Raw genomic sequence first — 22,899 nt, forward strand, 5'->3', positions numbered from 1 at the left:
GCCCGGCTTGAGCCGGGCTTGGTGGGTACAGACAAACTCAGGGACGCTCGTCCACTTCCTCCGCCTCGACCGGCGGGATCAGATCCTCAGTGGTCAGGTTCAGCCAGATCAGCACCACGTTGGCGATGTAGATCGACGAGTAGGTACCCGCCAACACCCCCACGAACAGAGCGATGGAGAAACCGAACAGGTTGTCTCCACCGAAAACCAGCAGCGCAACGATCGCCAACAAGGTGGAAATCGAGGTCGCCATGGTGCGCAGCAGGGTCTGCGTGGTGGAGATGTTGATGTTGTCGATCAAGCTGGTCTTGCGCAGCACGCGGAAGTTCTCGCGCACCCGGTCGAATACCACGATGGTGTCGTTCAGCGAGTAGCCGATGATCGCCAGCACCGCAGCCAGCACAGTCAGGTCGAAGGTGATCTGGAAGAACGACAGGATACCCAGCGTCACCACCACGTCATGCACCAGCGAGACGATGGCACCCACGGCGAATTTCCACTGAAAACGGAACGCCAGGTACAGCATGATGCCGCCCAGCGCCAGCAGCATGCCCAGGCCACCCTGATCACGCAGTTCCTCGCCCACCTGCGGGCCAACGAACTCGACTTTCTTCACCTGCACCGGATTGCCGGCATCGGCAGCACTCAGCGCTGTCACCACCTTGCTACCCAGCTGCGGGTCATCGCCCTGCATGCGCACCACCACATCGGTAGTGGCACCAAAGCTCTGCACCACGGCATCGGCAAAACCAGCCGCCGCCAACTGCTCGCGCACCTGATTGAGATCGGCCGGTTTCTCATAGCTCAGCTCGATCTGCGCACCACCGGTGAAGTCGAGACCGAAGTTCAGCCCCTTGAAGAACCAGCTACCCAGCGCAATCAAGGTCAGGAGCACGGTGACGGCGAACGCAACATTGCGCACGCCCATGAAATTGATAGTTTTCATCTCTGCCCCTTAGATCCACAGCTTCTTGTAGTCACGACCACCGAAGATCAGGTTAACCATCGCACGAGTCACCATGATCGCGGTGAACATCGAGGTGACGATACCCAGCGACATGGTCACGGCGAAGCCCTTGACCGGCCCAGTACCCATGGCGAAGAGGATGCCACCGACCAGCAAGGTGGTCAGGTTGGAGTCGAGAATCGCCGTATAGGCACGATCGAAGCCCTCATGAATGGCACGCTGCACCGACATGCCATTGGCGATTTCCTCGCGGATACGCGAGAAGATCAGCACGTTGGCATCCACCGCCATACCCATGGTCAGGACGATACCGGCGATACCCGGCAGGGTCAGGGTGGCACTGAGCAGCGACATCAGCGCCAGCAGCAGCACCATGTTGAAACCCAAGGCTACAGTCGCCAGGATGCCGAAGAAGCGGTAGATGGCGAGAATGAACAGGGACACGAAGAGCATGCCCCACAGGGACGCATCGATACCCTTGGCAATGTTGTCGGCACCCAGGCTCGGGCCGATGGTGCGCTCTTCGGCGAAGTACATCGGCGCCGCCAGGCCACCGGCACGCAGCAGCAGGGCCAGCTCCGACGACTCGCCCTGACCATCCAGGCCGGTAATGCGGAACTGGCTACCCAGCGGCGACTGGATGGTCGCCAGACTGATGATCTTGCGCTCTTCCTTGAAGGTCTGGATCGCCTGCTCTTTCTCGACACCGTCAACCATCTGCTTGGCGTAACGAGTCATCGGCTTCTGCTCGATGAAGATCACCGCCATGCTGCGCCCGACATTGTTGCGGGTGGCGCGATTCATCAGCTCGCCACCATGGTTGTCCAGGCGGATATTGACCTGCGGACTGCCATTCTCATCGAAGCTGGCCTGGGCGTCGGTCACCTGGTCGCCGGTGATGATCAGGCCACGCTCCAACGCTACAGCTGGACGACCCTCCTCGCGGAACTCGAAGAATTCACTGGAAGCGCGCGGCGCATCCACCTCGGCCTGCAAGCGGAACTCCAGGTTGGCGGTCTTGCCGAGGATGCGCTTGGCTTCGGCAGTATCCTGCACGCCCGGCAGCTCGACCACGATGCGGTTGGCACCCTGACGCTGCACCAGCGGTTCCGCCACACCGAGCTCATTGACCCGGTTACGTACGGTGGTCAGGTTCTGCTTGATCGAATACTCGCGAATCTCTGCAAGCTTGGCCTGACTCAGCACCAGACTCAGCACCTGCAAGCCATTGCGCTCGCTGGTAACCTGTTCGAAATCGATGAAGTCCTTGCGAATCAGGCCCTGGGCCTTTTCCAGCTGCTCGGCATCAGTGAAGCCAAGCTGGATCGCCCCCTCCTGCTGCGGCAGGCTGCGATAGCGCAGACGCTCCTTGCGCAGCAGGCTCTTCACTTCGCCTTCATATACCTTAAGACGCGCACCAACAGCCTTGTCCATGTCCACTTCCAACAGGAAGTGCACACCGCCGGACAAGTCCAGACCCAGCTTCATCGGGCCGGCACCAATGCTGCGCAGCCACTGCGGCGTAGTCGGCGCCAGGTTCAGCGCTACCACGTACTCATCACCGAGCAGACGATGCACCAGCTCCTTGCCCGGCAGCTGATCAGCCTTGTTGGCCAGACGTACCAGCCCCGCATTACCCTTATCGTTCAGGGTGGCAGCCTTGACCTCGATACCCGCCTCGCTCAGCGCCTTGCTGATGCGATCCAGATCGGCCTGACCGACCTGCAAGGCCGTACTGGCACCACTGACCTGGATAGCCGGATCATCCGGATACAGGTTGGGTGCGGAGTAAATGAAGCCAACCACCAGCACAGCCAGGATCAGCAGGTACTTCCACAAGGGGTATTTATTGAGCATGACGCCGCCCGTTATGACACGGGGCGCATGATGCGCCCCGTCGTTGGTGAAGAATGAATCGTTTAGATAGCTTTCAGAGTGCCTTTCGGCAGGGTCGCCGCAATGGCCTGCTTCTGAAACTTCAGCTCGACATTGTCGGAAACTTCAACCACCACGAAATCATCGGAAACCTTGGTGACCTTGCCAGCCAGACCGCCGGAAGTGACCACTTCGTCGCCCTTCTGCAGGCCGCCGAGCAGGTTCTTGTGCTCCTTGGCGCGCTTGGCCTGAGGGCGCCAGATCATCAGATAGAATATGACCAAAAAGCCAACCAGGAACACCCACTCGAAACCACTACCAGCAGGACCAGCTGCAGCAGCCGGAGCGGCGGTATCGGCAAAAGCGGAGGGAATCAGAAAGCTCATGGATAACTCCTATTACGAGGTCTTTAAACTGTTGTTATTGGCAACTGCTGATGCAGGCCATGAATAGATCAGGGCGACGCGAGCGAACGCACGGGCTAGAAGCTAAATGGGTGCATTTCACCCGATTTCAACACCACCGTGCGCCGGCAAACAGCTTTCAGGGCGCCAGCGGCGGCGTGGGCAGGCCGCGCCGGGCATAGAAGGCATCGACAAAGGCGGCCAATGTACCCTGTTGAATTGCCTCGCGCAAACCAGCCATCAGGCGCTGATAATGCCGCAAGTTGTGGATTGTATTGAGCATACTGCCCAGCATTTCGCCGCACTTGTCCAGGTGATACAGGTAGGCGCGGGAGAAGTTCTGGCAGGTGTAGCAATCGCAGGTCGGGTCGAGTGGCGACTCGTCATGGCGATGCACCGCATTGCGGATCTTCACCACCCCGGTATCGGTAAACAGATGCCCGTTGCGCGCGTTGCGGGTCGGCATCACGCAGTCGAACATGTCCACGCCGCGGCGCACACCCTCGACCAGGTCTTCCGGCTTGCCCACCCCCATCAGGTAACGGGGCTTGTCCGCCGGCAACTGTGGCGGCAGGAAGTCCAGCACGCGGATCATTTCTTCCTTCGGCTCGCCGACCGACAGGCCACCAATGGCCAGGCCGTCGAAATCGATCTCGCAGAGCCCCTCCAGCGAACGCAGGCGCAGCTCTTCGTGCATGCCGCCCTGGACGATGCCGAACAGCGCCGACTGGTTGCCCTCGTGGGCATTCTTCGAGCGCTTGGCCCAACGCAGCGACAGCTCCATGGAGCGCTTGGCCACGTCGAAATCGGCCGGGTAAGGCGTGCACTCGTCGAAGATCATCACGATGTCCGAACCCAGATCACGCTGCACCTGCATCGACTCTTCCGGCCCCATGAACACCTTGCGCCCGTCCACCGGCGAGGCGAAGGTAACGCCCTCCTCCTTGATCTTGCGCATGGCGCCCAGGCTGAACACCTGGAAGCCGCCGGAGTCGGTGAGGATCGGCCCCTGCCACTGCATGAAATTGTGCAGGTCGCCGTGCTGCTTGATCACCTCGGTGCCCGGGCGCAGCCACAGGTGGAAGGTGTTGCCGAGGATGATCTGCGCGCCGATCGCCTCGATATCGCGCGGCAGCATGCCCTTGACCGTGCCGTAGGTACCCACTGGCATGAACGCCGGGGTTTCCACCACTCCACGCGGAAAGGTCAGACGACCACGACGGGCGCGCCCGTCAGTGGCCAGCAGCTCGAAGGACATGTGGCTCATAGGATTTCCTCGGGGCCGCGCGCAGCGGGATTGCGGGTGATGAACATGGCATCGCCGTAACTGAAAAAGCGGTATTGCTGCTCCACGGCCATGGCATAGGCGGCCATGGCCTCGGCATAACCGGCAAAGGCCGACACCAGCATCAGCAGGGTCGACTCGGGTAGATGAAAGTTGGTGACCAGGGCATCGACCACATGGAAGGGCCGGCCCGGGTAGATGAAGATATTGGTGTCGCCACTGAAGGCCTTCAGCTCGCCATCCCACGCCGCCGTTTCCAGCGAGCGCACGCTGGTGGTGCCGACCGCCACCACCCGACCGCCGCGCGCCTTACAGGCGGCAACGGCATCCACCACACCCTGACCGACTTCCAGCCACTCGTGGTGCATGTGGTGATCCTCGATCCGCTCCACCCGTACCGGCTGGAAGGTCCCGGCACCGACATGCAGGGTGACGAACGCGGTCTCCACGCCCTTGGTGCGAATCGCCGCCAGCAGCTCTTCGTCGAAATGCAGACCGGCCGTAGGCGCCGCTACCGCGCCGGCCTTCTGCGCGTACACGGTCTGGTAGCGCTCGCGATCGGCCGCATCGTCGGCACGCTCTATATAAGGCGGCAACGGCATATGCCCGACTCGCTCCAGCAGCGGCAGCACCGGCTCGGCAAAACGCAGCTCGAACAACGCATCGTGGCGCGCGACCATCTCGGCCTCGCCACCACCTTCTATATGGATCAGCGAACCCGGCTTGGGCGACTTGCTCGAACGCACATGGGCCAGTACCCGATAACTGTCCAGCACGCGCTCGACCAGCACTTCCAGCTTGCCGCCAGAAGCCTTCTGGCCGAACAGCCGCGCCGGAATCACCCGAGTGTTGTTGAACACCATCAGGTCACCGGGACGCAGGTACTCGAGCAGGTCGACGAATTGGCGATGGCTCAGTGCACCCGTCTCGCCATCCAGCACCAGCAGACGGCTGGCCCGGCGTTCAGCCAGAGGGTGGGAGGCGATCAGGGTATCGGGAAGATCGAAGTGGAAGTCAGAAACACGCATGGTGAAAGATCGTCTTGCAGGGCCACAAAGCTTACCGGAAACCACCCACACTGGCCACGCAAGCCGATTGACCGACTTCCACGGCCTCCCTATACTGCGCGCCCATCGTGCCCCGGTGGCGGAATGGTAGACGCGGCGGATTCAAAATCCGTTTTCGCAAGAAGTGGGAGTTCGAGTCTCCCCCGGGGCACCAGTCACCCAGTTTCAGCACTCATTCGAGACGCCTGAAACCCTCCTGAAACACCCGCCGCAGAGCCCCGAAAAAGTGCACGAAAGTGACCGTTTCGCAGGGCTTGGCAAACCCAACCGAGTTAGCTAGAGTGTGCCCACTGTGTTTGCATGGGTCGCTATGAATCGTGACCTGGTGCAGTAGATCCTAGATCCGCTAAACCCGCTCGACTTCTCTTACTCTCTGCAACCAGTCCCAGCCCTCTTCGCCAAAGCAAGAGGCTGTCATTAACTCTAGTTTCAAGGAAATAAGACATGTCGAATCGTCAAACCGGCACCGTTAAGTGGTTCAACGACGAGAAGGGCTTTGGCTTCATCACCCCAGAGAGCGGTCCGGATCTGTTCGTACACTTCCGCGCTATCGAAGGTAATGGCTTCAAGAGCCTGAAAGAAGGCCAGAAGGTTACTTTCGAAGCCGTTCAAGGCCAGAAAGGCATGCAGGCTGACAAGGTCCAGGTTCTGGGCTAAGTTTCGCTGCTCCGAAGAGCCCCTGATGGCAACATCAGGGGCTTTTTTGTGCCTGCAATTTGTTGCCCGTACAATCGGCGCAGTCTTTCTCTCCCGAGCCATCCATGCCCAAGCACATGCTGCGCCCCCAAGGCGACTTCCCCGCCGCCAGACTGCCCCGCCGCCTGGCCGCGATGTTCTACGATTTCCTGCTGTCCATCGCGCTGATGATGGTGGTTACGCTGCTCTACCAGCAGGGCCTGCTGCGCCTGATCTATGGCGACGAGCAACTGCTGGCCATGTCGCAGGCCGGCGGCCTGGATCGCGACCCGATGCTCGCAACTGTTGTGCTGTTCAGCCTGTTCGCCTTCTTCGCCAAGTTCTGGACCCACAACGGCCAGACCCTCGGCATGCAGGTGTGGGGCCTGCGCATCCAGAATGCCGATGGCTCGGCGATCACCTTGTGGCAGGCCTTGCTACGCTTCCTGATCGCCATCATCTCCTGGCTGCTCGGGGGCCTGGGCTTCCTGTGGATGCTGTGGGACAAGCAACAGCGCAGCTGGCACGACATCTACTCGGAAAGCCGCGTCATCCAGCTGCCGAAGAACATTCATCAGCAGGGCAAGAACTAGCAGGCCGTTGAGAAGCGCTGGCGAGGCAGTCGAGCCTGTTTGCGCAGGTAGTTCTTCAACGGCCTGCTAGTTCGCCAGCCCCGGCAGCAGCACATTGCTGACCAACCAGGTGGTCGCCAGCGCACCCACCAGGCACAGCACAGCGCCACCGGCCGCCTGCCAATAGAAACCGCGCGCCAACACATCCTCGCCATGACTGGAAAGGATGAAAGGCTGCGACTCGGGCGGGCGACGCAACTGGTTGTAGCTTGGCAAATCACCCTGCTGGAGCTGCCGGCGCTGCGCCTCGACCCGCGCCGACTCGCGCATGCGCGTCCACTCGCCATCATCCAGCCGACCATCGTCGTTGCTGTCGAAGCGTTGCAGCAGACCGGCGAAGTCGCCCTTCCACTCGCGCACCACGGCGCCCTGCGCCAGCGTCAGGTCGAATGCCTGGGCGCCACCGGCAGTACGAAAATCACCGATGGCATACAGCGGCTCGCCGGCATGCAGGCGCTCTTCGGTGTAGCGGTAGTCGCTGCCGCCAGATAGCAACCAGCCGAGCATGCCACTGGAACCCTCCAGCATCCGCGGATGACGCTGACTGCCGCGCCAGACCTGCTTGGTCGCCGGGCGTACCTCGGCCCCCAGCGGGTTGATCAGGCACTCGCCCGTACCGTCGTCGAAGCGCAGCCAGCCTTCACTGCTGCCACTCTCGACCACGCGCCAGGAGCGATTCTTGCCGTTCTGGCTGTACTCCTCGATCTTGAAGCGCCACCACAGGCAAGGCGTGCCGGTCAGCGGGCCGGTGATCTGCACATCCGGCTGATCCTGCAGCACGCCATACAGCTCGACATAACCCTGCGCCGCCGAGCGCACCTTCGAGGTTGGCGTATCCAGCAGGAAGCGCGCTTCAGCCAGACGTTTCAGGCACCACCAGCCACCGCCGGCACAGGCGCCGACGCTGAAGGCCAGGCTGATGACCAGTCCACCGACACCCATGCTCAGTTGAACAGCGACTTGAGGTCGACGTCGGCCTTCTCCGCATCGCTGAACTCCAGCAACTCGGCCGCCTGGAAGGCGAACAGGCGCGCGATGATCACGTCCGGAAACTGCTCGATGCGCACGTTGTTCAGGTTGACCGCCTCGTTGTACAGCTCGCGGCGATCGGCGATGGCGTTCTCCAGGCCGGAGATGCGCTGCTGCAGGTGCTGGAAGCTGTCATTGGCCTTGAGGTCCGGGTAGTTCTCGGCCAGCGCGAACAACTGGCCGAGACCGGCACGCAGGCCGCTTTCCGCCTGCCCGAGGGCGCCGACGTCGTGTTTCTCGCGGGCACTGGCCACGGCATTGCGCGCGGCGATCACCCGCTCCAGAGTGGTGCGCTCGTGCTGCATGTACTGCTTGCAGGTTTCCACCAGCTTGGGCAGCTCGTCGTGGCGCTGCTTGAGCAGTACATCGATGTTCGACCAGGCCTTGCTCACCCCGTGCTTGAGGCGCACCAGGCCGTTATACAGACCAACCGCCCAGGCGGCGGCGAGGAACAGGACAACCAGAACGGCGACTAGGGTCAAACTCATGGCAACACTCCTTGTGGACTGCCGGCATTCTAGCGGCAGCGGCCCGCCTGCACAGTCCCCGGAATGCTGGCCAGTTCGGAATAAATAGTCCTTTACATAAAATGCAAATCTTTCGCATTATTGCGCGGTTTTCTAGTGCAACTGCATTGCACTCCCATCTCCATACGCAAAGGACCCCGCCATGACTCGTATGCCCCTGGCCACCGCCAGCCTGCTGGCCCTCGCCATTGCCCTCGCCGGCTGCGGTGAAGACAAAGCCGCCGCACCGCAAGCCGCTGCCCCAGCAGCCGCCAGCAGTGCTGCCGCGACCCTGAAAGTCGCCGATGCCGACGCCAAGGCCGTAGTCAGCCATTACGCGGATCTGGCCCTGGCCGTGTTCAGCGATGCCGCCAGCACCGGCAAAGCCCTGCAAACCGCCATCGACGCCCTGCTCGCCAACCCGAGCGACGCCACCCTGCAAGCCGCTCGCCAAGCCTGGCTGGCCGCCCGCGCCCCCTACATGCAGACCGAAGTGTTCCGCTTCGGCAACGCCGTGGTCGACGACTGGGAAGGCCAGTTGAACGCCTGGCCGCTGGACGAAGGCCTGATCGACTACGTCGCCAAGGATTACCAGCACGCCCTGGGCAACCCGGGCGCCAGCGCCAACATCATCGCCAACACCACCATCCAGGTTGGCGAAGACAAGGTCGATGCCACCACCATCACCCCCGAACTGCTGGCCAGCCTGAACGAGCTGGGCGGTTCCGAGGCCAACGTCGCCACCGGTTACCACGCCATCGAGTTCCTCCTCTGGGGCCAGGACCTGAATGGCAGCAACCCGGGTGCCGGCGCCCGTCCAGCCAGCGACTTCATCGTCGGCGCCGGCGCTACCGGCGAGCACAACGAGCGTCGCCGCGCCTACCTGAAAGCCGCTACCGACCTGCTGGTCAGCGACCTCGACGCGATGGTCGTGCAGTGGCAAGCCGGCAACGCCGACAACTACCGCGCCAAGCTGGAAGCCGAATCGGCCGAGAATGGCCTGCGCAAGATGCTGTTCGGCATGGGCAGCCTGTCCCTCGGCGAACTGGCCGGCGAGCGCATGAAAGTCGCCCTGGAAGCCAACTCCACCGAAGACGAGCACGACTGCTTCAGCGACAACACCCACAACTCGCATTTCTACAACGGTAAAGGCATCCGCAACGTTTACCTGGGCGAGTACAAGAAAGTCGACGGCACCACCCTGAGCGGTCCGAGCCTGTCGTCCCTGGTGGCCAAGCTCGACGCCGCCGCCGACAGCACCCTCAAAGCCGACCTGGCAGCCAGCGAAGCCAAGCTGCAGGCCCTGGTCGACAGCGCCGAGAAGAGCAACGTGCACTTCGACCAGCTGATCGCCGCCGACAACACTGCCGGCCAGCAGATCGTCCGCGACGCCATTGCCGCCCTGGTCAAGCAGACCGGCGCCATCGAGCAGGCTGCCGGCAAGCTGGGCATCAGCGACCTGAACCCGGACACCGCCGACCACCAGTTCTGATATCCGCAGCACTGGCAACCGATGCGCCCACAAGGCGCATCGGTTTTTTTATGTCCGCCATCCCTGGCGGCCACCCTTCGGGCCGTCGCTACGCGACGTTAAAAATTGCTCCCGGCAATTTTTCTATGCCTGCCAGCCCAGAATCTGTTCCCGAAAACGCTTAATGCCGACCTGCACACCAGCCCCTGCGGCAGCACGCCTCAGTTCGCGAACGCAAATCCCTCTTATTTGAATTCCATTAGCCTGCTAAGATTGTCCGCCAGATTTTCTGCTCAGGTTCGTGCTCGATGCCTTTCCAGCTCCGCCTCTGTGTCCTGGCGCTGACGCTCAGTCTGGCCGCCTGTGAACAGCCGCTGCCGCCGGTCGAACCCGGCGAGGCGCTATCTGCGGGCAGCGCCACGGTGCGCCAGGCCGACCAGAATGCCTTCTCCCTGCCCTCCGCCAACCTCGCTCCGTCGCGGCGCCTGGACTTCAGCGTGGGCAACAGTTTCTTCCGCAATCCCTGGGTCAGTGCCCCGGCAACCACCACCGCGCGTGACGGCCTGGGCCCGCTGTTCAACACCAACGCCTGCCAGAACTGCCATATCAAGGACGGTCGCGGCCACCCACCGGCGCCGGACGCCAGCACGGCGACCTCCATGCTGGTGCGTCTGTCGATTCCCAGTGATGGCTCGCCTGCCCATACCGAGTTGCTGTTACACCAGGGCGTGGTCCCTGAACCGGTCTATGGCGGCCAGCTGCAGGACATGAGCAACCCCGGCCATGCGCCGGAAGCCAAGGTGCGGGTGAGCTACAGCAGCGTGCCGGTACGCTTTGCCGACGGCACTCAGGTCGAGTTGCGCCAACCCAAGCTGGAGATCAGCCGCCTGGCCTATGGCGAGCTGCACCCACAGACCCAGCTCTCCGCCCGCATCGCCCCGCCGATGATCGGCCTCGGCCTGCTCGAAGCCATCCCAGAGGCCGCCATCCTGGCCAATGCCGACCCCGATGACCGCAACGGCGACGGCATCCGCGGCGTAGCCAACCAGGTCTGGGACCGCGCCCAGCAGCGCACGGTGCTCGGGCGCTTCGGCTGGAAGGCCGGACAGCCCAGTCTCAACCAGCAGAATGCCGACGCCTTCGCCAACGACATGGGCCTGACCAGCGCGGCGAACCGCCAGGACAACTGCAGCAGCGCACAGACCGACTGCCGCACTGCGGTGAATGGCGACGAGCTGGAGGTCAGCGACACCATCATGGCCAGCGTGCTGTTCTACACCCGCAACCTGGCAGTGCCGGCACGCCGTGCCGTGGACGATCTGCAGGTGCGCCGTGGCAAGCAGCTGTTCAGCCAGGCCGGCTGCGCGCAGTGCCACACGCCGAGCTTCACCACCGCAGCCGATGCCGCCGAACCGGAGCTGGCCAACCAGCTGATCCGCCCTTACAGCGACCTGCTGCTGCACGATATGGGCGAAGGGCTGGCTGACGGCCGCGACGAGTTCCAGGCCAATGGTCGCCAGTGGCGCACCGCGCCGCTGTGGGGCATCGGCCTGACCCAGGCAGTCAACGGCCACACCCAGCTCCTCCACGACGGTCGTGCCCGCAACCTGCTGGAGGCCATCCTCTGGCATGGCGGCGAAGCGCAACAAGCCAAAGACCAGATTCTCGAATTCGATGCCGACCAGCGCCAGGCGCTGCTGGCATTCCTCAACTCGCTCTAAAGGAGACCGGCATGATCCGCACCCCTCTGGCTCTCGCCCTGCTTGGCTTTGCCCTCGCCGCCTGCAGCCCGCAAGACCCGCAGCAGGCAACCAGCAGCGCCCTGGGCGAGGGCGTGTTGCTGCCGGCCTACAGCAGCTGGCACCAGGCCAACCAGCAACTGGCCAGCAGCGCCCAGGCACTCTGTAACGGCAGCCAGGACCTGACCAGCGCGCGCCAGACCCTGCTCACCAGTATCGGCAGCTGGGCGACCCTGCAACCGCTGCTGGTGGGCCCGCTGGCCGAAGGCAATCGTGCCTGGCAGGTACAGTTCTGGCCGGATAAAAAGAACCTGGTGCAGCGCCAGGTCGAGACCCTGCTGAAGAACAAGCCGCAACTGATTCAGGCCGATCTGGACAAGGCCAGCGTGGTGGTTCAGGGCCTCACCGCTTATGAATACGTGCTGTTCGATGCCGCCATCGACCTCGGTCAAGCCGCCCAGAAAAGCCGCTACTGCCCCCTGCTGATCGCCATCGGCGAGCACCAGAGCAAGCTCAGCGGCGAGGTCCTCGCCCAGTGGCAGGCGAAAGACGGCATGGCTGCGCAGCTCAAGCACTTCCCCAATAGCCGCTACGCCGATGCTCCGGAAGCGGTAGGCGAACTGCTGCGCGCCCAGGTCAGTGCCCTCGATGGCCTGAAGAAGAAGCTCGGCGCCGCCCTCGGCCGGCAGAATAAGGGCCAGCCGCAGCCCTACCAGGCCGAGTTCTGGCGCAGCAATGCCAGCCTCGTCAGCCTCGCCGCCAGCCTGGCCAGCGCCGAGCGCATCTGGCTCGGCAGCAACAACGACGGCATCAAGGCCCTGCTCGGCAGCGACCAGGCCGAGCTGAGCCAGCGCCTGGATGCCCAGTACAGCGCCACTCGCCAGCAACTGGCAGCGATCCAGCGACCGCTCAGCGAACTGCTCGGCGAGGAAGCTGGCCGTCAGCAACTCAACGCCTTCTACGACAGCCTCGACCAACTGCACCGTCTGCAGGAAAGTGAGCTGGCCAAGACGCTCGGCATCCAGCTGGGCTTCAATGCCCACGACGGGGACTGACGCATGCAGCGCAGAGCCTTTCTCGGCCTTGCGGGCGCCGCCCTCGCGGCCAGCGCTTTGGGCGGCTGGCAGCTGGTCAGCCATGGCCAACAACCCCTGCTGCTGTCGGCCCGTGACGACAGCAACGGCCGGCACTATGCCGTCGGCTACCGCCTGGATGGCAGCAAAGCCTTCGCCACGCCGGTCAAAGAACGCTGCCACGATGTGGTGCCGCACCCGAGCCTACCGCTGGCGGTGTTTGTCGGCCGCCGGCCGAGCCGCGAGAGCTACCTGATCGACACCCGCGACGGCCGCCTGCTGCAGACCCTGAGCGCCGCGGACGACCGCCACTTCTACGGCCACGGCCTGTTCCACCAGGCGGGCGAGCTGTTCTACAGCACTGAGAACGACACCTCGCAGCCAGGCCGTGGCGTGCTCGGTGTCTATCGCCTGCAGGGCAACCAGCTGCAGCGCATCGGCGAGCACGCCACCCACGGCATCGGCCCGCACCAGCTGCTCTGGCTGCCCGGCGGCGAAAACCTGGTGGTGGCCAACGGCGGCATCCGTACCGAGGCCGACAGCCGGGTGATGATGAACCTGCAAGCCATGGAACCCAGCCTGGTGCTGATGCAGCGCGACGGCACGCTGCTGAGCAAGGAGCAGCTGCCGCAGCAGATGAACAGCGTGCGTCACCTGGCCGTGGCCAGCGACGGCACCATCGTCTCCGGCCAGCAGTACGAAGGCGACCCACTGGACGCCGTGCCGCTGCTGGCGATCAAGCGCCCTGGGCAACCCTTCCAGCCCTTCCCCCTGGGCGAAGCGCAGCGCGCGGCGATGCACCAGTACACCGCCAGCCTGGCCATCCACAACGACTTGCGCCTGCTGGCCCTGACCGCACCGCGCGGCAACCGCTTCTTTATCTGGAACCTGGACAGCAGCGAGCTGCTGCTCGACGCGCCCGTGGCGGATTGCGCGGGCGTCGGCGCGGTGAGCGAAGGCTTCGTCGTCACCTCCGGCCAAGGCCGCTGTCGCCTGTACGACTGCCGCGGCGCACAGATCACCGCGCAGCCGCTGCAGCTGCCAGCCGGGCTATGGGACAACCACCTGCGTCTGGCCTAAGAACCCGTTCAATGTCTGCTGCGCGTCGGCCATGCTGCGTTGCAACGCAGTAACAGCCGCGGGCTGGTCAATCGGGCTCGGAAAGCGGCTTGCCGCTAACGCGCTTTAGCGCGACCCGAAGGGCGAGTGAAACGAGTCATGCTCATTTACAGCTCGTAAACTGCGCTTCTTCGCCCGATTTATGCGCTGGCGCTTACCCTTCGGACCAGCCTGCGGCTGTTACTCCCGTTGGTCGTTGCGCCTTGCCTGGCTCTAGCTCGCGAGACTTTGAACAGGCTCTAATAAATCTCGGGTAATGGCTTAAGGCCGTCTTCTTTCTGCCGACCTATACTGAAACGGACAATGCCTCCAGGCCGCCCCTTGGCCCGGCCGCATGTAACCGAAACATCATGTTCCGGGGATAGGGATATCCGCAGATCCGACGCCCATCTGGGTGTCGGGGGTAGCAAACCCCGAAGAGGCGTCCCCCATGTTCCTGCAAAAATCCCTGCGCGCGCAGATCCTCGCTCTGCTCGGCGGCAGCCTGGTGCTGATCCTGGTCACCGCCCTGGCCTGTTTCAGCTTCCTCTCCAGTGGCATGCAGGCTTATCGCGGCCTGCTCGACGGCCCGCTGGAAGCCACCCGCCTGATCGACGCGGCCAACGTCGAGTTCAAGATCCAGGTTCAGGAATGGAAGAACGTCCTACTGCGCGGCCAGGACAGCGAGAACCTCAACAAATACTGGGGCCAGTTCGAGTCCCAGGAGCGCAAGGTGCAGGACACCCTCGGCCAACTGGTGCAGATCGCCAGCGCCGACCCGGCGCTGAAAACCCAGGTCGAGCGCCTGCGTAGCGAGCACCAGACCCTCGGCGCCAACTACCGCAAGGGCCGCGACGCCTTCGTTGCCGCCAGTGGCGATGCCAAGGCCGGCGATGCCGCGGTCAAGGGCATCGACCGCGCCGCCAGCGAACAGATGAGCACCCTGGTCACCCAGCTGCGCGAACAGAGCCTGGAGCAGGCCAAGCAGATCAACGCTAGCGCCGACCGCACCATTCTCGTCGGCACCGTGCTACTGCTGGCGGCCAGCATAGTCATCGCCCTGTTCAGCCTGTGGCTGGTCAACCGCAACCTGATCATCCCGATCCGCCACCTGATCAGCCATGTCGATGAGCTCAGCCACGGTCACTTCGGCCAGCATGTGGCAACCACGCGTGCCGATGAACTGGGCATGCTGGCCGTCGCCTCCAATACCCTGCGCGACTTCCTCGCCAGCACCACCCAGAGCCTGAAGCAGAGCAGCAACAACCTGGACAATGCCAGCGGCGAACTGAACAACATCGCCTCGCGCATGACCCAGGGCATCAACGACCAGTTCGAGCGCACTGACCAGGTCGCCACGGCCATGCACGAGATGTCTGCCACGGCCCAGGAAGTGGCCCGGCATGCCGCCGAAGCCGCGCATGCCGCCGATGACGCCGACGACTCGGCGCGCCAGGGCGGCAAGGTGATGACCTCGACCATCCAGACCATCACCAGCATGCGCAGCGAAATCGCCAACACCGCCGAAGTGATCCGCCGCCTGGAAGCCGACAGCGGGCGCATCGGCAAGGTGCTGGAAGTGATCCGCGGCATCGCCGAACAGACCAACCTGCTGGCCCTCAACGCCGCCATCGAAGCCGCCCGCGCCGGCGAACAGGGCCGCGGCTTCGCCGTGGTCGCCGACGAGGTACGCACCCTGGCCCAGCGCACTGCCGAGTCCACTGCCGAGATCAACCAGATCATCGACACAGTGCAGACCGGTGCGATCAATGCCGTGCGCGCCATCGAGAGCGGGCAGAACCGCAGCGAGGAAGGCGTGACTCAGGTCACCGAGGCCGGCGCGATGCTGCAGCGCATCACCGGCGCGGTAGAGGCCATCCGTGACATGAACCGGCAGATCGCCACTGCCGCCGAGGAGCAGACCTCGGTGGCCGAGGACATCTCGCGCAACCTCACCGAGATCACCTCCATCGCCAGTTCCAACCAGGAAAACGTCGAGCGCACCCAGGCCGCCAGCCAGAACCTGCAGAACCTGTCGGGCGAGCTGGGCGAAGTGACCCGCCGCCTCGGCGCCTGAAGCGGCATCACGGCACAGGGAGGTGCCGGCAAAATGCCAGTGCGGGGCAATAACCGCGACACGCTGTTGCAACAATCTTTGCTGGCAACTTCTTGCAAATGGGCGTCTTTTGACTTGATGGTCAAGTCGGACTAAGGTGCCCGCTTCGCCTATTCCCAGGCCCCTTTTTGCCCCGCCAAGGAACCGGAATATGTTGCTCCGCCGCATGTTTGTCATGCTGGGCGCTGTCATCCTCGTGGTGCTCGCCCTCGCCGCCTATAAAGGCTATTCGATCTACCAGCAGGTGCAGATGTTCTCCGCGCCGCAGCCGGCCATCAGCGTGTCCGCTGCTGCCGCTACAGAACAACCCTGGCAGAGCCGTCTGCCGGCCATCGGCACGCTCAAGGCGTTCCAGGGCGTCGACCTGACCGCCGAAGTCCAGGGCACCGTGCAACAGGTGCTGTTCCAGTCCGGTGAAAAAGTCAGCCTCGGCCAGCCCTTGCTGCAACTGGACAGCCAGGTGGAGCAGGCGATCCTCGCCACCGCCCTGGCCGTGCGCAACCTGGCCCAGGTGGAATACCAGCGCGGCAAGAACCTGGCGGTCAAACAGGCCATCTCCAAGAGCGAATTCGACCGTCTGAATGCCGAACTGCTCAAGGCCGAGGCCAGCGTCACCCAGCTGCAGGCCAGCCTGGACAAGAAGCGCATCCTCGCGCCCTTCGCCGGCACCATCGGCATCCGCCAGGTCGACACCGGTGACTACCTGAGCCCCGGCAATACCGTGGCCACCCTGCAGGACCTGTCCAAACTGTATGTCGACTTCTTTCTGCCGGAACAGACCGTGCCGCTGCTCGCCATCGGCCAGCGCGTACGCCTGAACGTCGCCGCCTATCCGGGCGAGGTGTTCGAGGGCGAAATCGCTGCGATCAACCCCAAGGTCGAGGAAACCACGCGCAACCTGCAGGTGCGCGCCATGCTGCCGAACCCCGAGAGCAAGCTGCTGCCGGGCATGTTCGCCAACCTGGACGTCCTTCTGCCCGGTGAGAAGCCGGTAATCGTGGTGCCGGAAACCGCCATCACCTACACCCTGTACGGCAACTCGGTGTACGTCATCGGCGAGAAGAAGGACGACCAGGGCGCCGTCGTAAAAGACGACAAGGGCCAGGCCCAGCTGCAGGTCGAGCGCCGCTTCGTCGAGACCGGCGAGCGCCGCGATGGCCAGGTGCTGGTGCTCAAGGGCCTCAAGGCCGGCGAGCAGGTGGTCACCGCCGGCCAGCTCAAACTGGATAACGGCGCCCACGTAACCATAGTCGCGGACCAGGCGCTGCAACCGGAAGCGAACCACTAATTCGGCGCTGAGCACTTTTTGTAGGAGCCAGCTTGCTGGCGATCCCCTCCTGGGACTGATCGCCAGCAAGCTGGCTCCTACAGGTAACAACCGCCAAGGACATCGTTATGGCTTTTACAGATCCCTTTATCCGTCGTCCGGTACTGGCCACCGTGGTCAGCCTGCTGATCATCCTGCTGGGCTTCCAGGCCTTCAGCAAACTGGTGATCCGTCAGTACCCGCAGATGGAAAACGCCCTGATCACGGTGGCCACCGCCTACCCCGGAGCGAATGCCGAGACCATCCAGGGCTATATCACCCAGCCGCTGCAGCAGAGCCTGGCCAGCGCCGAAGGCATCGACTACATGACCTCGTCGAGCCAGCAGAACCTCTCGGTGATTTCCATCTACGCGCGCATCGGCGCCGACAGCGACCGCCTGTTCACCGAGCTGCTGGCCAAGGCCGGTGAGGTGAAGAACCAGCTGCCGCAAGATGCCGAAGACCCGGTGCTGTCCAAGGAAGCGGCCGACTCGACTGCGCTGATGTACGTCAGCTTCTACAGCGAGCAACTGTCCAACCCGCAGATCACCGACTACCTGTCCCGGGTGATCCAGCCCAAGCTGGCGACCCTGCCGGGCATGGCCGAAGCGGAAATCCTCGGCAACCAGGTATTCGCCATGCGCCTGTGGCTGGACCCGGTGAAGATGGCCGCTTACGGCGTTACCGCCGGCGAGTTCAGCGAGGCCGTGCGCCAGTACAACTTCCTCGCCGCCGCCGGCGAAGTGAAGGGCCAGTACGTGGTCACCAGCATCAATGCCAGCACCGACCTGAAAACCCCGGAAGCCTTCGGCGCCATCCCGCTGAAGACCGTCGGCGACACCCGCGTGCTGGTGCGTGACGTGGCCCGGGTGGAAATGGGCGCGGCCAACTACGACTCGATCAGCTCGTTCGACGGCACGCCCTCGGTGTACATCGCCATCAAGGGCACGCCCAGCGCCAACCCGCTGGACGTGATCAAGCACGTGCGCGCCCTCCTCCCGGAGCTGGAAGCGCAGCTGCCGCCGAACCTGAAAGTCTCCATCGCCTACGACGCCACCCGCTTCATCCAGGCGTCCATCGACGAGGTGGTGATAACCCTGATCGAGGCGGTGCTGATCGTCATCGTCGTGGTGTTCCTGTTCCTCGGTGCGTTCCGCTCGGTGCTGATCCCGGTGATCACCATTCCGCTGTCGATGATCGGCGTGCTGTTCTTCATGCAGCTGATGGGCTACTCGATCAACCTGCTGACCCTGCTGGCCATGGTCCTGGCCATCGGCCTGGTGGTGGACGATGCCATCGTCGTGGTGGAAAACATCCACCGGCATATCGAGGAAGGTAAAACGCCCTTCGATGCAGCCATCGAAGGGGCGCGCGAGATTGCCGTGCCGGTGGTCTCGATGACCATCACCCTGGCCGCGGTGTATGCGCCGATCGGTTTCCTCGAAGGCCTTACCGGCGCGCTGTTCAAGGAGTTCGCCCTGACCCTGGCCGGCGCGGTGATCATCTCCGGCATCGTCGCCCTGACCCTGTCGCCGATGATGTGCGCCAAGCTGCTGCGTCACGAAGAGAACCCTTCGGGCCTGGCGCACAAGCTCGACCAGATCTTCGACAAGCTCAAGCGTCGCTATCAGAACGCCCTGCACGGCACCCTCAACACCCGCCCGGTGGTCGTGGTGTTCGCCCTGATCGTCATGGGCCTGATCCCGGTGCTGCTCAAGTTCAGCCACAGCGAGCTGGCGCCGGAAGAGGACCAGGGCATCGTGTTCCTCTTCGCCAACGCGCCGCAGCCGACCAACCTGAACTACCTGAACGCCTACACCGACGAGTTCGTGGAGATCTTCAAGAGCTTCCCCGAGTACTACTCGTCGTTCCAGATCAACGGCTTCGATGGCGTGCAGGCCGGTATCGGCGGCTTTCTGCTGACGCCCTGGGACGAGCGCGAACGCACGCAGATGGAGCTGCTGCCGGAAGTCCAGGCCAGGCTCAATGCCATCCCCGGCCTGCAGATCTTCGGCTTCAACCTGCCGTCGCTACCGGGCACCGGCCAGGGCCTGCCATTCCAGTTCGTGATCAACACGCCGAACGACTACGAGTCGCTGTTGCAGGTGGCCGACCGGGTCAAGGCACGAGCCATGGAGTCGGGCAAGTTCGCCTTCCTCAACGTCGACCTGGCCTTCGACAAGCCGGAAGTGGTGGTCGATATCGACCGCGAGAAGGCCGCGCAGATGGGCGTATCCATGCAGGACCTGGGGCTGACCCTGGCCACCCTGCTCGGCGAAGGCGAGATCAACCGCTTCACCATCGACGGTCGCAGCTACAAGGTGATCGCCCAGGTCGAGCGTGCCTACCGTGACAATCCGGGCTGGCTGAGCAGCTATTACGTGAAGAGCGAGAGCGGGCAGATGGTGCCACTGGGTACGCTGATCAAGGTCAGCGACCGCGCGCGGCCGACCAAGCTCAAGCAGTTCCAGCAGCTCAACTCGGCGATCATCGAGGGCGTGCCGATCGTCAGCACCGGTGAAGCGGTCGACACCATCGCCCAGATCGCCCGCGAGGAAGCGCCGCGCGGCTACGCCTTCGACTACGCCGGCGCCTCGCGCCAGTACGTGCAGGAAGGCAGCGCGCTGTTCGTCACCTTCGCCCTGGCCCTGGCGATCATCTTCCTGGTGCTGGCCGCGCAGTTCGAGAGCTTCCGCGACCCGCTGGTGATCCTGGTGACCGTACCGCTGTCGATCTGCGGCGCCCTGCTGCCGATCTTCCTCGGCTTCTCCAGCATGAACATCTACACCCAGGTGGGCCTGGTGACGCTGATCGGCCTGATCAGCAAGCACGGCATCCTGATCGTCGAGTTCGCCAACCAGCTGCGCCGCGACAAGGGCCTGGGCGTGCGTGAAGCGATCGAGGAAGCCGCCTCGATCCGCCTGCGCCCGGTGCTGATGACCACCGCGGCGATGGTCTTCGGCATGGTGCCGCTGATCCTCGCCACCGGCGCCGGGGCGGCCAGCCGCTTCGACATCGGCCTGGTGATCGCCACCGGCATGTCGATCGGCACCCTGTTCACCCTGTTCGTCCTGCCCTGCGTCTACACCCTGCTGACCAAGCCGGACGCCAGGCCGGCCGCAGCAACAGCGCCGTCACACTGAGTGGCACGCCCAAGAAAAAGCCCCGCATTGCGGGGCTTTTTCATTCGGCGGCAGCTCAGTTGCTGGCGTTCATGTTCTGCGACAGGCCGAACATCACCAGCAGCAGGTCGCTGTCGGGCCGGACCTGCGGCGTCAGTGGCTTGCTGCGGGCAACCGCTGGCTGCGGGCAAAAATTCAGTGAACTGTTCTGGGCATCCAGCACCACGGGTTCGGGCTCCTGCCACGCGGCGGCGGCCAAGGCGGTTACGCCGAGGGCACCAACGAGGAAAAGACCTCGAGCAATTTCTAATTTCATCGCTGTAACCCCTTGAAAGTGCTGCCTAACACTTAATGGAAACCTTAGAGCATCAAACCGTTTCCGTGGTCTTAGCAGACGAGCGGTCAGCCCGCTACCGGCATGATCCTGAACAAGCTAGACGCACAGTAAGCGGCCAACTGTGAAAAAAACGTCAGTGCAGACGGCTACTGTCGGCGCTCAACGAGACCTCGAAGCGGCAACCCTGCGGCTCCACGCTGCTCAGACCGACACTCCAACCCTGGCTTTCGCAGATCCGCTGGACCAGCGACAGGCCGAGACCAAGCCCCTCACCACGCGCCTGACCACCGCGCACGAACGGCTGGAACATCGCCTCGCGCTCGCTTTCCGGAATGCCCACGCCGCTGTCGACGACGACAAAGCCCTGCTCCCCCAGCTGCAGTTCGATAGTCCCTCGCTCGGTGTAATGCAGCGCATTGCGCAACAGATTGCCCATGACCGAACGCAGCAAGGGCGCGTTGTAATGCAGCAGGGCGCCGCTGCCGCGCTGGTAATGAAAAGTCAGGCCCTTGGCCTCGATCGCCGGGCGCCATTGCTCCACCAGGCCATCGGCCACCTCGGTCAGGCTGGCCAGGGGCGTCATACCGGGTTCATCGCTGCGCGAGCGCGCCAGCAGCAGAAAGGTCTGCACTAGGTCACGCATTTCCTCGCTGGCGCGGGCGATCCGCTGCACCTGGCCCCGAGCGCGCGAATCCAGGGAAGGGCTTTCCAGCAGCAGCTCGCAGGAGCTGGCCAGCACCATCAGCGGGGTGCGCAGCTCATGGCTGACGTCACTGGTGAACAGCCGCTCACGGGTCAGCGCACGGCGCAGCAGGCCCAGGGTGGTATCGAAGGAGGCCGCCAGCTGACCGACCTCATCGCTGGCATAGTCCGGCGCCAGCGACGGCGCGCGGTCGAGCAGCTGGTCCGGGTGGCGCACCTGGGTCGACAGGCGCACCACCGGCTCAATCACCTTGCGCGCCAGCAGCCAGCCGAGCAGCCCGGACAGCGCCAGGCTGATCAGGAAACCGCCGAATACCACGGCAAACAGCAGCTGCTCGCGGTCCTCGAAGCCGCTCTGATCCTGCAGCAACACATAGCGGCGACCATCCACAAGCTGCACGAAGCCATGGTAGGAACGCTCCTCGCGGTACACCTCATGAAAGCCCGGCGCCAGGCCCTGCAGCTCCTCCGGCAGGGCAAAGTCGCCGTGCCCGTCACTGAAGTAGAACAGCTGGCCGGGCTCGGGGTGATGGCGCCAGTCGTCAATGCTCTCCATCTTCAGGAAACGCTCGAGGTCGCCACCCAACTCGCTAGAGATCAGCCGCTCCTCGACCTGGTGCACGGTCTCGACGATGCCGATGGCAAAGGTGCCCCCCACCAGCAAAGTCATCAGCATGAAGGCGATGACGATGCGCCGTGACAGGCTGTGCTTAAACTCCATCGAGCAGCTCCGCCAGGCGATAGCCGACCCCATGCACGGTGTGCAGCAGCGCCTGGTCGAACGGTTTGTCGATAATCTGGCGCAACTGGTGTACATGGCTGCGCAAGCTGTCGCTGTCCGGACAATCGTCGCCCCATAGCGCTTCTTCCAGCACCTCGCGGCGCACCACATGCGGGCTCTTCTGCATCAGCAGGGCGAGCAGCTTGAGGCCCACCGGGTTGAGCTTGAGCGGACGGCCGCTGCGACTGACTTCCAGGGTATCGAGGTCATAGTTCAGCGCGCCGACCTGCAGGCTGCGCTTGCCGCCACCCAGGCTGCGGCGCAGCACGGCCTCGATGCGCGCGGCCAGCTCGGAGAGGGCAAAGGGCTTGACCAGGTAATCGTCGGCGCCGGCCTTGAAGCCCTTGAGCCGATCATCCAGCTGGTCGCGGGCGGTCAGCATGATCACCGGGGTATCGCGCCGCGCCTCCTCGCGCAGGCGCTGGCACAGGGTGTAGCCGTCGATGCCGGGGAGCATGATGTCCAGCACGATCAGGTCGTAATGTTCGCTGGCGGCCAGGTGCAGGCCGGACAGGCCGTCCTGGGCACAGTCCACCGTGTAACCCTTGATCCCCAGGTAGTCGGCCATGTTGGCCAGAATGTCGCGGTTGTCCTCGACCAGGAGGATGCGCATATCGAATTCCCTCACCGGCGCGATGGCGCCGCAGTGGCGCAAAGATACCGCGAACACCCGGCCCTCACCGTGGCTTTGACGGTTTTTTCACGACGCCTTAT

At 63.6% G+C, this 22,899-nt stretch carries 19 protein-coding genes and 1 tRNA gene; 10 read left to right on the top strand and 10 right to left on the bottom strand.

Features of this window, described 5'->3' with window-relative positions:
• Positions 1-37: 37 nt before the first annotated feature.
• The 5 genes from secF to queA all read right to left on the bottom strand — a co-directional run bounded on the left by secF (position 38) and on the right by queA (position 5,559).
• Complete coding sequence (gene secF, locus LRS11_RS01365) at positions 38-946, bottom strand: protein translocase subunit SecF (protein WP_182831889.1); 909 nt, start codon at positions 944-946, stop codon at positions 38-40.
• Positions 947-955: 9 nt separating this feature from the next.
• On the bottom strand, positions 956-2,824 hold the full coding sequence (secD, locus tag LRS11_RS01370; protein WP_260495211.1) for a protein translocase subunit SecD: 1,869 nt from the start codon (positions 2,822-2,824) through the stop codon (positions 956-958).
• Positions 2,825-2,886: 62 nt separating this feature from the next.
• On the bottom strand, positions 2,887-3,228 hold the full coding sequence (gene yajC, locus LRS11_RS01375; RefSeq protein ID WP_260495212.1) for a preprotein translocase subunit YajC: 342 nt from the start codon (positions 3,226-3,228) through the stop codon (positions 2,887-2,889).
• 157 nt (positions 3,229-3,385) lie between these two features.
• Positions 3,386-4,504, bottom strand: a complete 1,119-nt coding sequence (gene tgt, locus LRS11_RS01380) for a tRNA guanosine(34) transglycosylase Tgt (RefSeq protein ID WP_260496988.1) — start codon at positions 4,502-4,504, stop codon at positions 3,386-3,388.
• A 5-nt stretch (positions 4,505-4,509) separates the two neighbouring features.
• On the bottom strand, positions 4,510-5,559 hold the full coding sequence (queA, locus tag LRS11_RS01385; protein WP_260495213.1) for a tRNA preQ1(34) S-adenosylmethionine ribosyltransferase-isomerase QueA: 1,050 nt from the start codon (positions 5,557-5,559) through the stop codon (positions 4,510-4,512).
• Between the two features lie 109 nt (positions 5,560-5,668).
• Between queA and LRS11_RS01390 the strand changes: the two genes are divergently transcribed.
• The 3 genes from LRS11_RS01390 (at position 5,669) to LRS11_RS01400 (ending at position 6,866) form a co-directional block, all read left to right on the top strand.
• A tRNA-Leu gene (locus LRS11_RS01390) sits at positions 5,669-5,752 on the top strand.
• A gap of 290 nt (positions 5,753-6,042) precedes the next feature.
• Positions 6,043-6,255, top strand: a complete 213-nt coding sequence (locus LRS11_RS01395) for a cold-shock protein (protein ID WP_160082300.1) — start codon at positions 6,043-6,045, stop codon at positions 6,253-6,255.
• Positions 6,256-6,359: 104 nt separating this feature from the next.
• Positions 6,360-6,866: an RDD family protein gene (locus LRS11_RS01400; protein ID WP_260495214.1), complete on the top strand. Its 507-nt coding sequence runs from the start codon at positions 6,360-6,362 to the stop codon at positions 6,864-6,866.
• Positions 6,867-6,932: 66 nt separating this feature from the next.
• Here the strand turns inward: LRS11_RS01400 and LRS11_RS01405 are convergent, their stop codons facing one another.
• Together LRS11_RS01405 and LRS11_RS01410 are read right to left on the bottom strand one after the other, a co-directional pair.
• Positions 6,933-7,847, bottom strand: coding sequence for an E3 ubiquitin ligase family protein (locus LRS11_RS01405; RefSeq protein WP_260495215.1), 915 nt, complete (start codon positions 7,845-7,847; stop codon positions 6,933-6,935).
• 2 nt (positions 7,848-7,849) lie between these two features.
• On the bottom strand, positions 7,850-8,422 hold the full coding sequence (locus LRS11_RS01410; protein ID WP_260495216.1) for a LemA family protein: 573 nt from the start codon (positions 8,420-8,422) through the stop codon (positions 7,850-7,852).
• A gap of 181 nt (positions 8,423-8,603) precedes the next feature.
• Between LRS11_RS01410 and LRS11_RS01415 the strand changes: the two genes are divergently transcribed.
• From LRS11_RS01415 to LRS11_RS01445, 7 genes are all read left to right on the top strand, one after another.
• Positions 8,604-9,932 carry an imelysin family protein gene (locus tag LRS11_RS01415; protein WP_260495217.1) on the top strand — a complete coding sequence of 443 codons (1,329 nt, stop codon included), beginning with the start codon at positions 8,604-8,606 and terminating at the stop codon, positions 9,930-9,932.
• A 287-nt stretch (positions 9,933-10,219) separates the two neighbouring features.
• Entirely contained in the window at positions 10,220-11,632 is a 1,413-nt protein-coding gene (locus tag LRS11_RS01420; RefSeq protein WP_260495218.1) for a di-heme oxidoredictase family protein, read from the top strand.
• Positions 11,633-11,643: 11 nt separating this feature from the next.
• The gene (locus LRS11_RS01425; RefSeq protein ID WP_260495219.1) at positions 11,644-12,705 is read left to right on the top strand and encodes an imelysin family protein; all 1,062 of its coding nucleotides are present in this window, start codon (positions 11,644-11,646) and stop codon (positions 12,703-12,705) included.
• Positions 12,706-12,708: 3 nt separating this feature from the next.
• Positions 12,709-13,803, top strand: a complete 1,095-nt coding sequence (locus LRS11_RS01430; RefSeq protein ID WP_260495220.1) for a DUF1513 domain-containing protein — start codon at positions 12,709-12,711, stop codon at positions 13,801-13,803.
• A gap of 469 nt (positions 13,804-14,272) precedes the next feature.
• The gene (locus LRS11_RS01435; RefSeq protein WP_260495221.1) at positions 14,273-15,898 is read left to right on the top strand and encodes a methyl-accepting chemotaxis protein; all 1,626 of its coding nucleotides are present in this window, start codon (positions 14,273-14,275) and stop codon (positions 15,896-15,898) included.
• Between the two features lie 190 nt (positions 15,899-16,088).
• The gene (locus LRS11_RS01440) at positions 16,089-17,225 is read left to right on the top strand and encodes an efflux RND transporter periplasmic adaptor subunit (RefSeq protein ID WP_260495222.1); all 1,137 of its coding nucleotides are present in this window, start codon (positions 16,089-16,091) and stop codon (positions 17,223-17,225) included.
• Positions 17,226-17,332: 107 nt separating this feature from the next.
• Positions 17,333-20,386 carry a multidrug efflux RND transporter permease subunit gene (locus LRS11_RS01445; protein WP_260495223.1) on the top strand — a complete coding sequence of 1,018 codons (3,054 nt, stop codon included), beginning with the start codon at positions 17,333-17,335 and terminating at the stop codon, positions 20,384-20,386.
• A 55-nt stretch (positions 20,387-20,441) separates the two neighbouring features.
• Here LRS11_RS01445 and LRS11_RS01450 read toward each other — a convergent pair whose 3' ends face one another.
• The 3 genes from LRS11_RS01450 to LRS11_RS01460 form a co-directional block, all read right to left on the bottom strand.
• Positions 20,442-20,681 carry a hypothetical protein gene (locus tag LRS11_RS01450; RefSeq protein WP_260495224.1) on the bottom strand — a complete coding sequence of 80 codons (240 nt, stop codon included), beginning with the start codon at positions 20,679-20,681 and terminating at the stop codon, positions 20,442-20,444.
• A gap of 154 nt (positions 20,682-20,835) precedes the next feature.
• Positions 20,836-22,125 (bottom strand): sensor histidine kinase, encoded by a 1,290-nt coding sequence (locus LRS11_RS01455; RefSeq protein ID WP_260495225.1) that lies wholly within the window; start codon positions 22,123-22,125, stop codon positions 20,836-20,838.
• Positions 22,115-22,798, bottom strand: coding sequence for a response regulator transcription factor (locus tag LRS11_RS01460; protein WP_260495226.1), 684 nt, complete (start codon positions 22,796-22,798; stop codon positions 22,115-22,117). Before LRS11_RS01460 ends, LRS11_RS01455 begins: the two co-directional genes overlap by 11 nt.
• Between the last annotated feature and the right edge of the window lie 101 nt (positions 22,799-22,899).

Origin of the sequence: Pseudomonas sp. J452 (assembly GCF_024666525.1) — a bacterium.
Classification (GTDB): domain Bacteria; phylum Pseudomonadota; class Gammaproteobacteria; order Pseudomonadales; family Pseudomonadaceae; genus Aquipseudomonas.

What these genes read in the sequence shown, in the direction of transcription:
- LRS11_RS01460 (WP_260495226.1), bottom strand. Translation starts at nt 22,798, where the DNA reads ATGCGCATCCTCCTGGTCGAGGACAACCGCGACATTCTGGCCAACATG.
- LRS11_RS01435 (WP_260495221.1), top strand. Translation starts at nt 14,273, where the DNA reads ATGTTCCTGCAAAAATCCCTGCGCGCGCAGATCCTCGCTCTGCTCGGC.
- LRS11_RS01415 (WP_260495217.1), top strand. Translation starts at nt 8,604, where the DNA reads ATGACTCGTATGCCCCTGGCCACCGCCAGCCTGCTGGCCCTCGCCATT.
- yajC (WP_260495212.1), bottom strand. Translation starts at nt 3,228, where the DNA reads ATGAGCTTTCTGATTCCCTCCGCTTTTGCCGATACCGCCGCTCCGGCT.
- LRS11_RS01445 (WP_260495223.1), top strand. Translation starts at nt 17,333, where the DNA reads ATGGCTTTTACAGATCCCTTTATCCGTCGTCCGGTACTGGCCACCGTG.
- secF (WP_182831889.1), bottom strand. Translation starts at nt 946, where the DNA reads ATGAAAACTATCAATTTCATGGGCGTGCGCAATGTTGCGTTCGCCGTC.
- LRS11_RS01420 (WP_260495218.1), top strand. Translation starts at nt 10,220, where the DNA reads ATGCCTTTCCAGCTCCGCCTCTGTGTCCTGGCGCTGACGCTCAGTCTG.
- LRS11_RS01430 (WP_260495220.1), top strand. Translation starts at nt 12,709, where the DNA reads ATGCAGCGCAGAGCCTTTCTCGGCCTTGCGGGCGCCGCCCTCGCGGCC.
- secD (WP_260495211.1), bottom strand. Translation starts at nt 2,824, where the DNA reads ATGCTCAATAAATACCCCTTGTGGAAGTACCTGCTGATCCTGGCTGTG.
- queA (WP_260495213.1), bottom strand. Translation starts at nt 5,559, where the DNA reads ATGCGTGTTTCTGACTTCCACTTCGATCTTCCCGATACCCTGATCGCC.
- LRS11_RS01405 (WP_260495215.1), bottom strand. Translation starts at nt 7,847, where the DNA reads ATGGGTGTCGGTGGACTGGTCATCAGCCTGGCCTTCAGCGTCGGCGCC.
- LRS11_RS01400 (WP_260495214.1), top strand. Translation starts at nt 6,360, where the DNA reads ATGCCCAAGCACATGCTGCGCCCCCAAGGCGACTTCCCCGCCGCCAGA.
- tgt (WP_260496988.1), bottom strand. Translation starts at nt 4,504, where the DNA reads ATGTCCTTCGAGCTGCTGGCCACTGACGGGCGCGCCCGTCGTGGTCGT.
- LRS11_RS01395 (WP_160082300.1), top strand. Translation starts at nt 6,043, where the DNA reads ATGTCGAATCGTCAAACCGGCACCGTTAAGTGGTTCAACGACGAGAAG.
- LRS11_RS01455 (WP_260495225.1), bottom strand. Translation starts at nt 22,125, where the DNA reads ATGGAGTTTAAGCACAGCCTGTCACGGCGCATCGTCATCGCCTTCATG.
- LRS11_RS01425 (WP_260495219.1), top strand. Translation starts at nt 11,644, where the DNA reads ATGATCCGCACCCCTCTGGCTCTCGCCCTGCTTGGCTTTGCCCTCGCC.
- LRS11_RS01410 (WP_260495216.1), bottom strand. Translation starts at nt 8,422, where the DNA reads ATGAGTTTGACCCTAGTCGCCGTTCTGGTTGTCCTGTTCCTCGCCGCC.
- LRS11_RS01440 (WP_260495222.1), top strand. Translation starts at nt 16,089, where the DNA reads ATGTTGCTCCGCCGCATGTTTGTCATGCTGGGCGCTGTCATCCTCGTG.
- LRS11_RS01450 (WP_260495224.1), bottom strand. Translation starts at nt 20,681, where the DNA reads ATGAAATTAGAAATTGCTCGAGGTCTTTTCCTCGTTGGTGCCCTCGGC.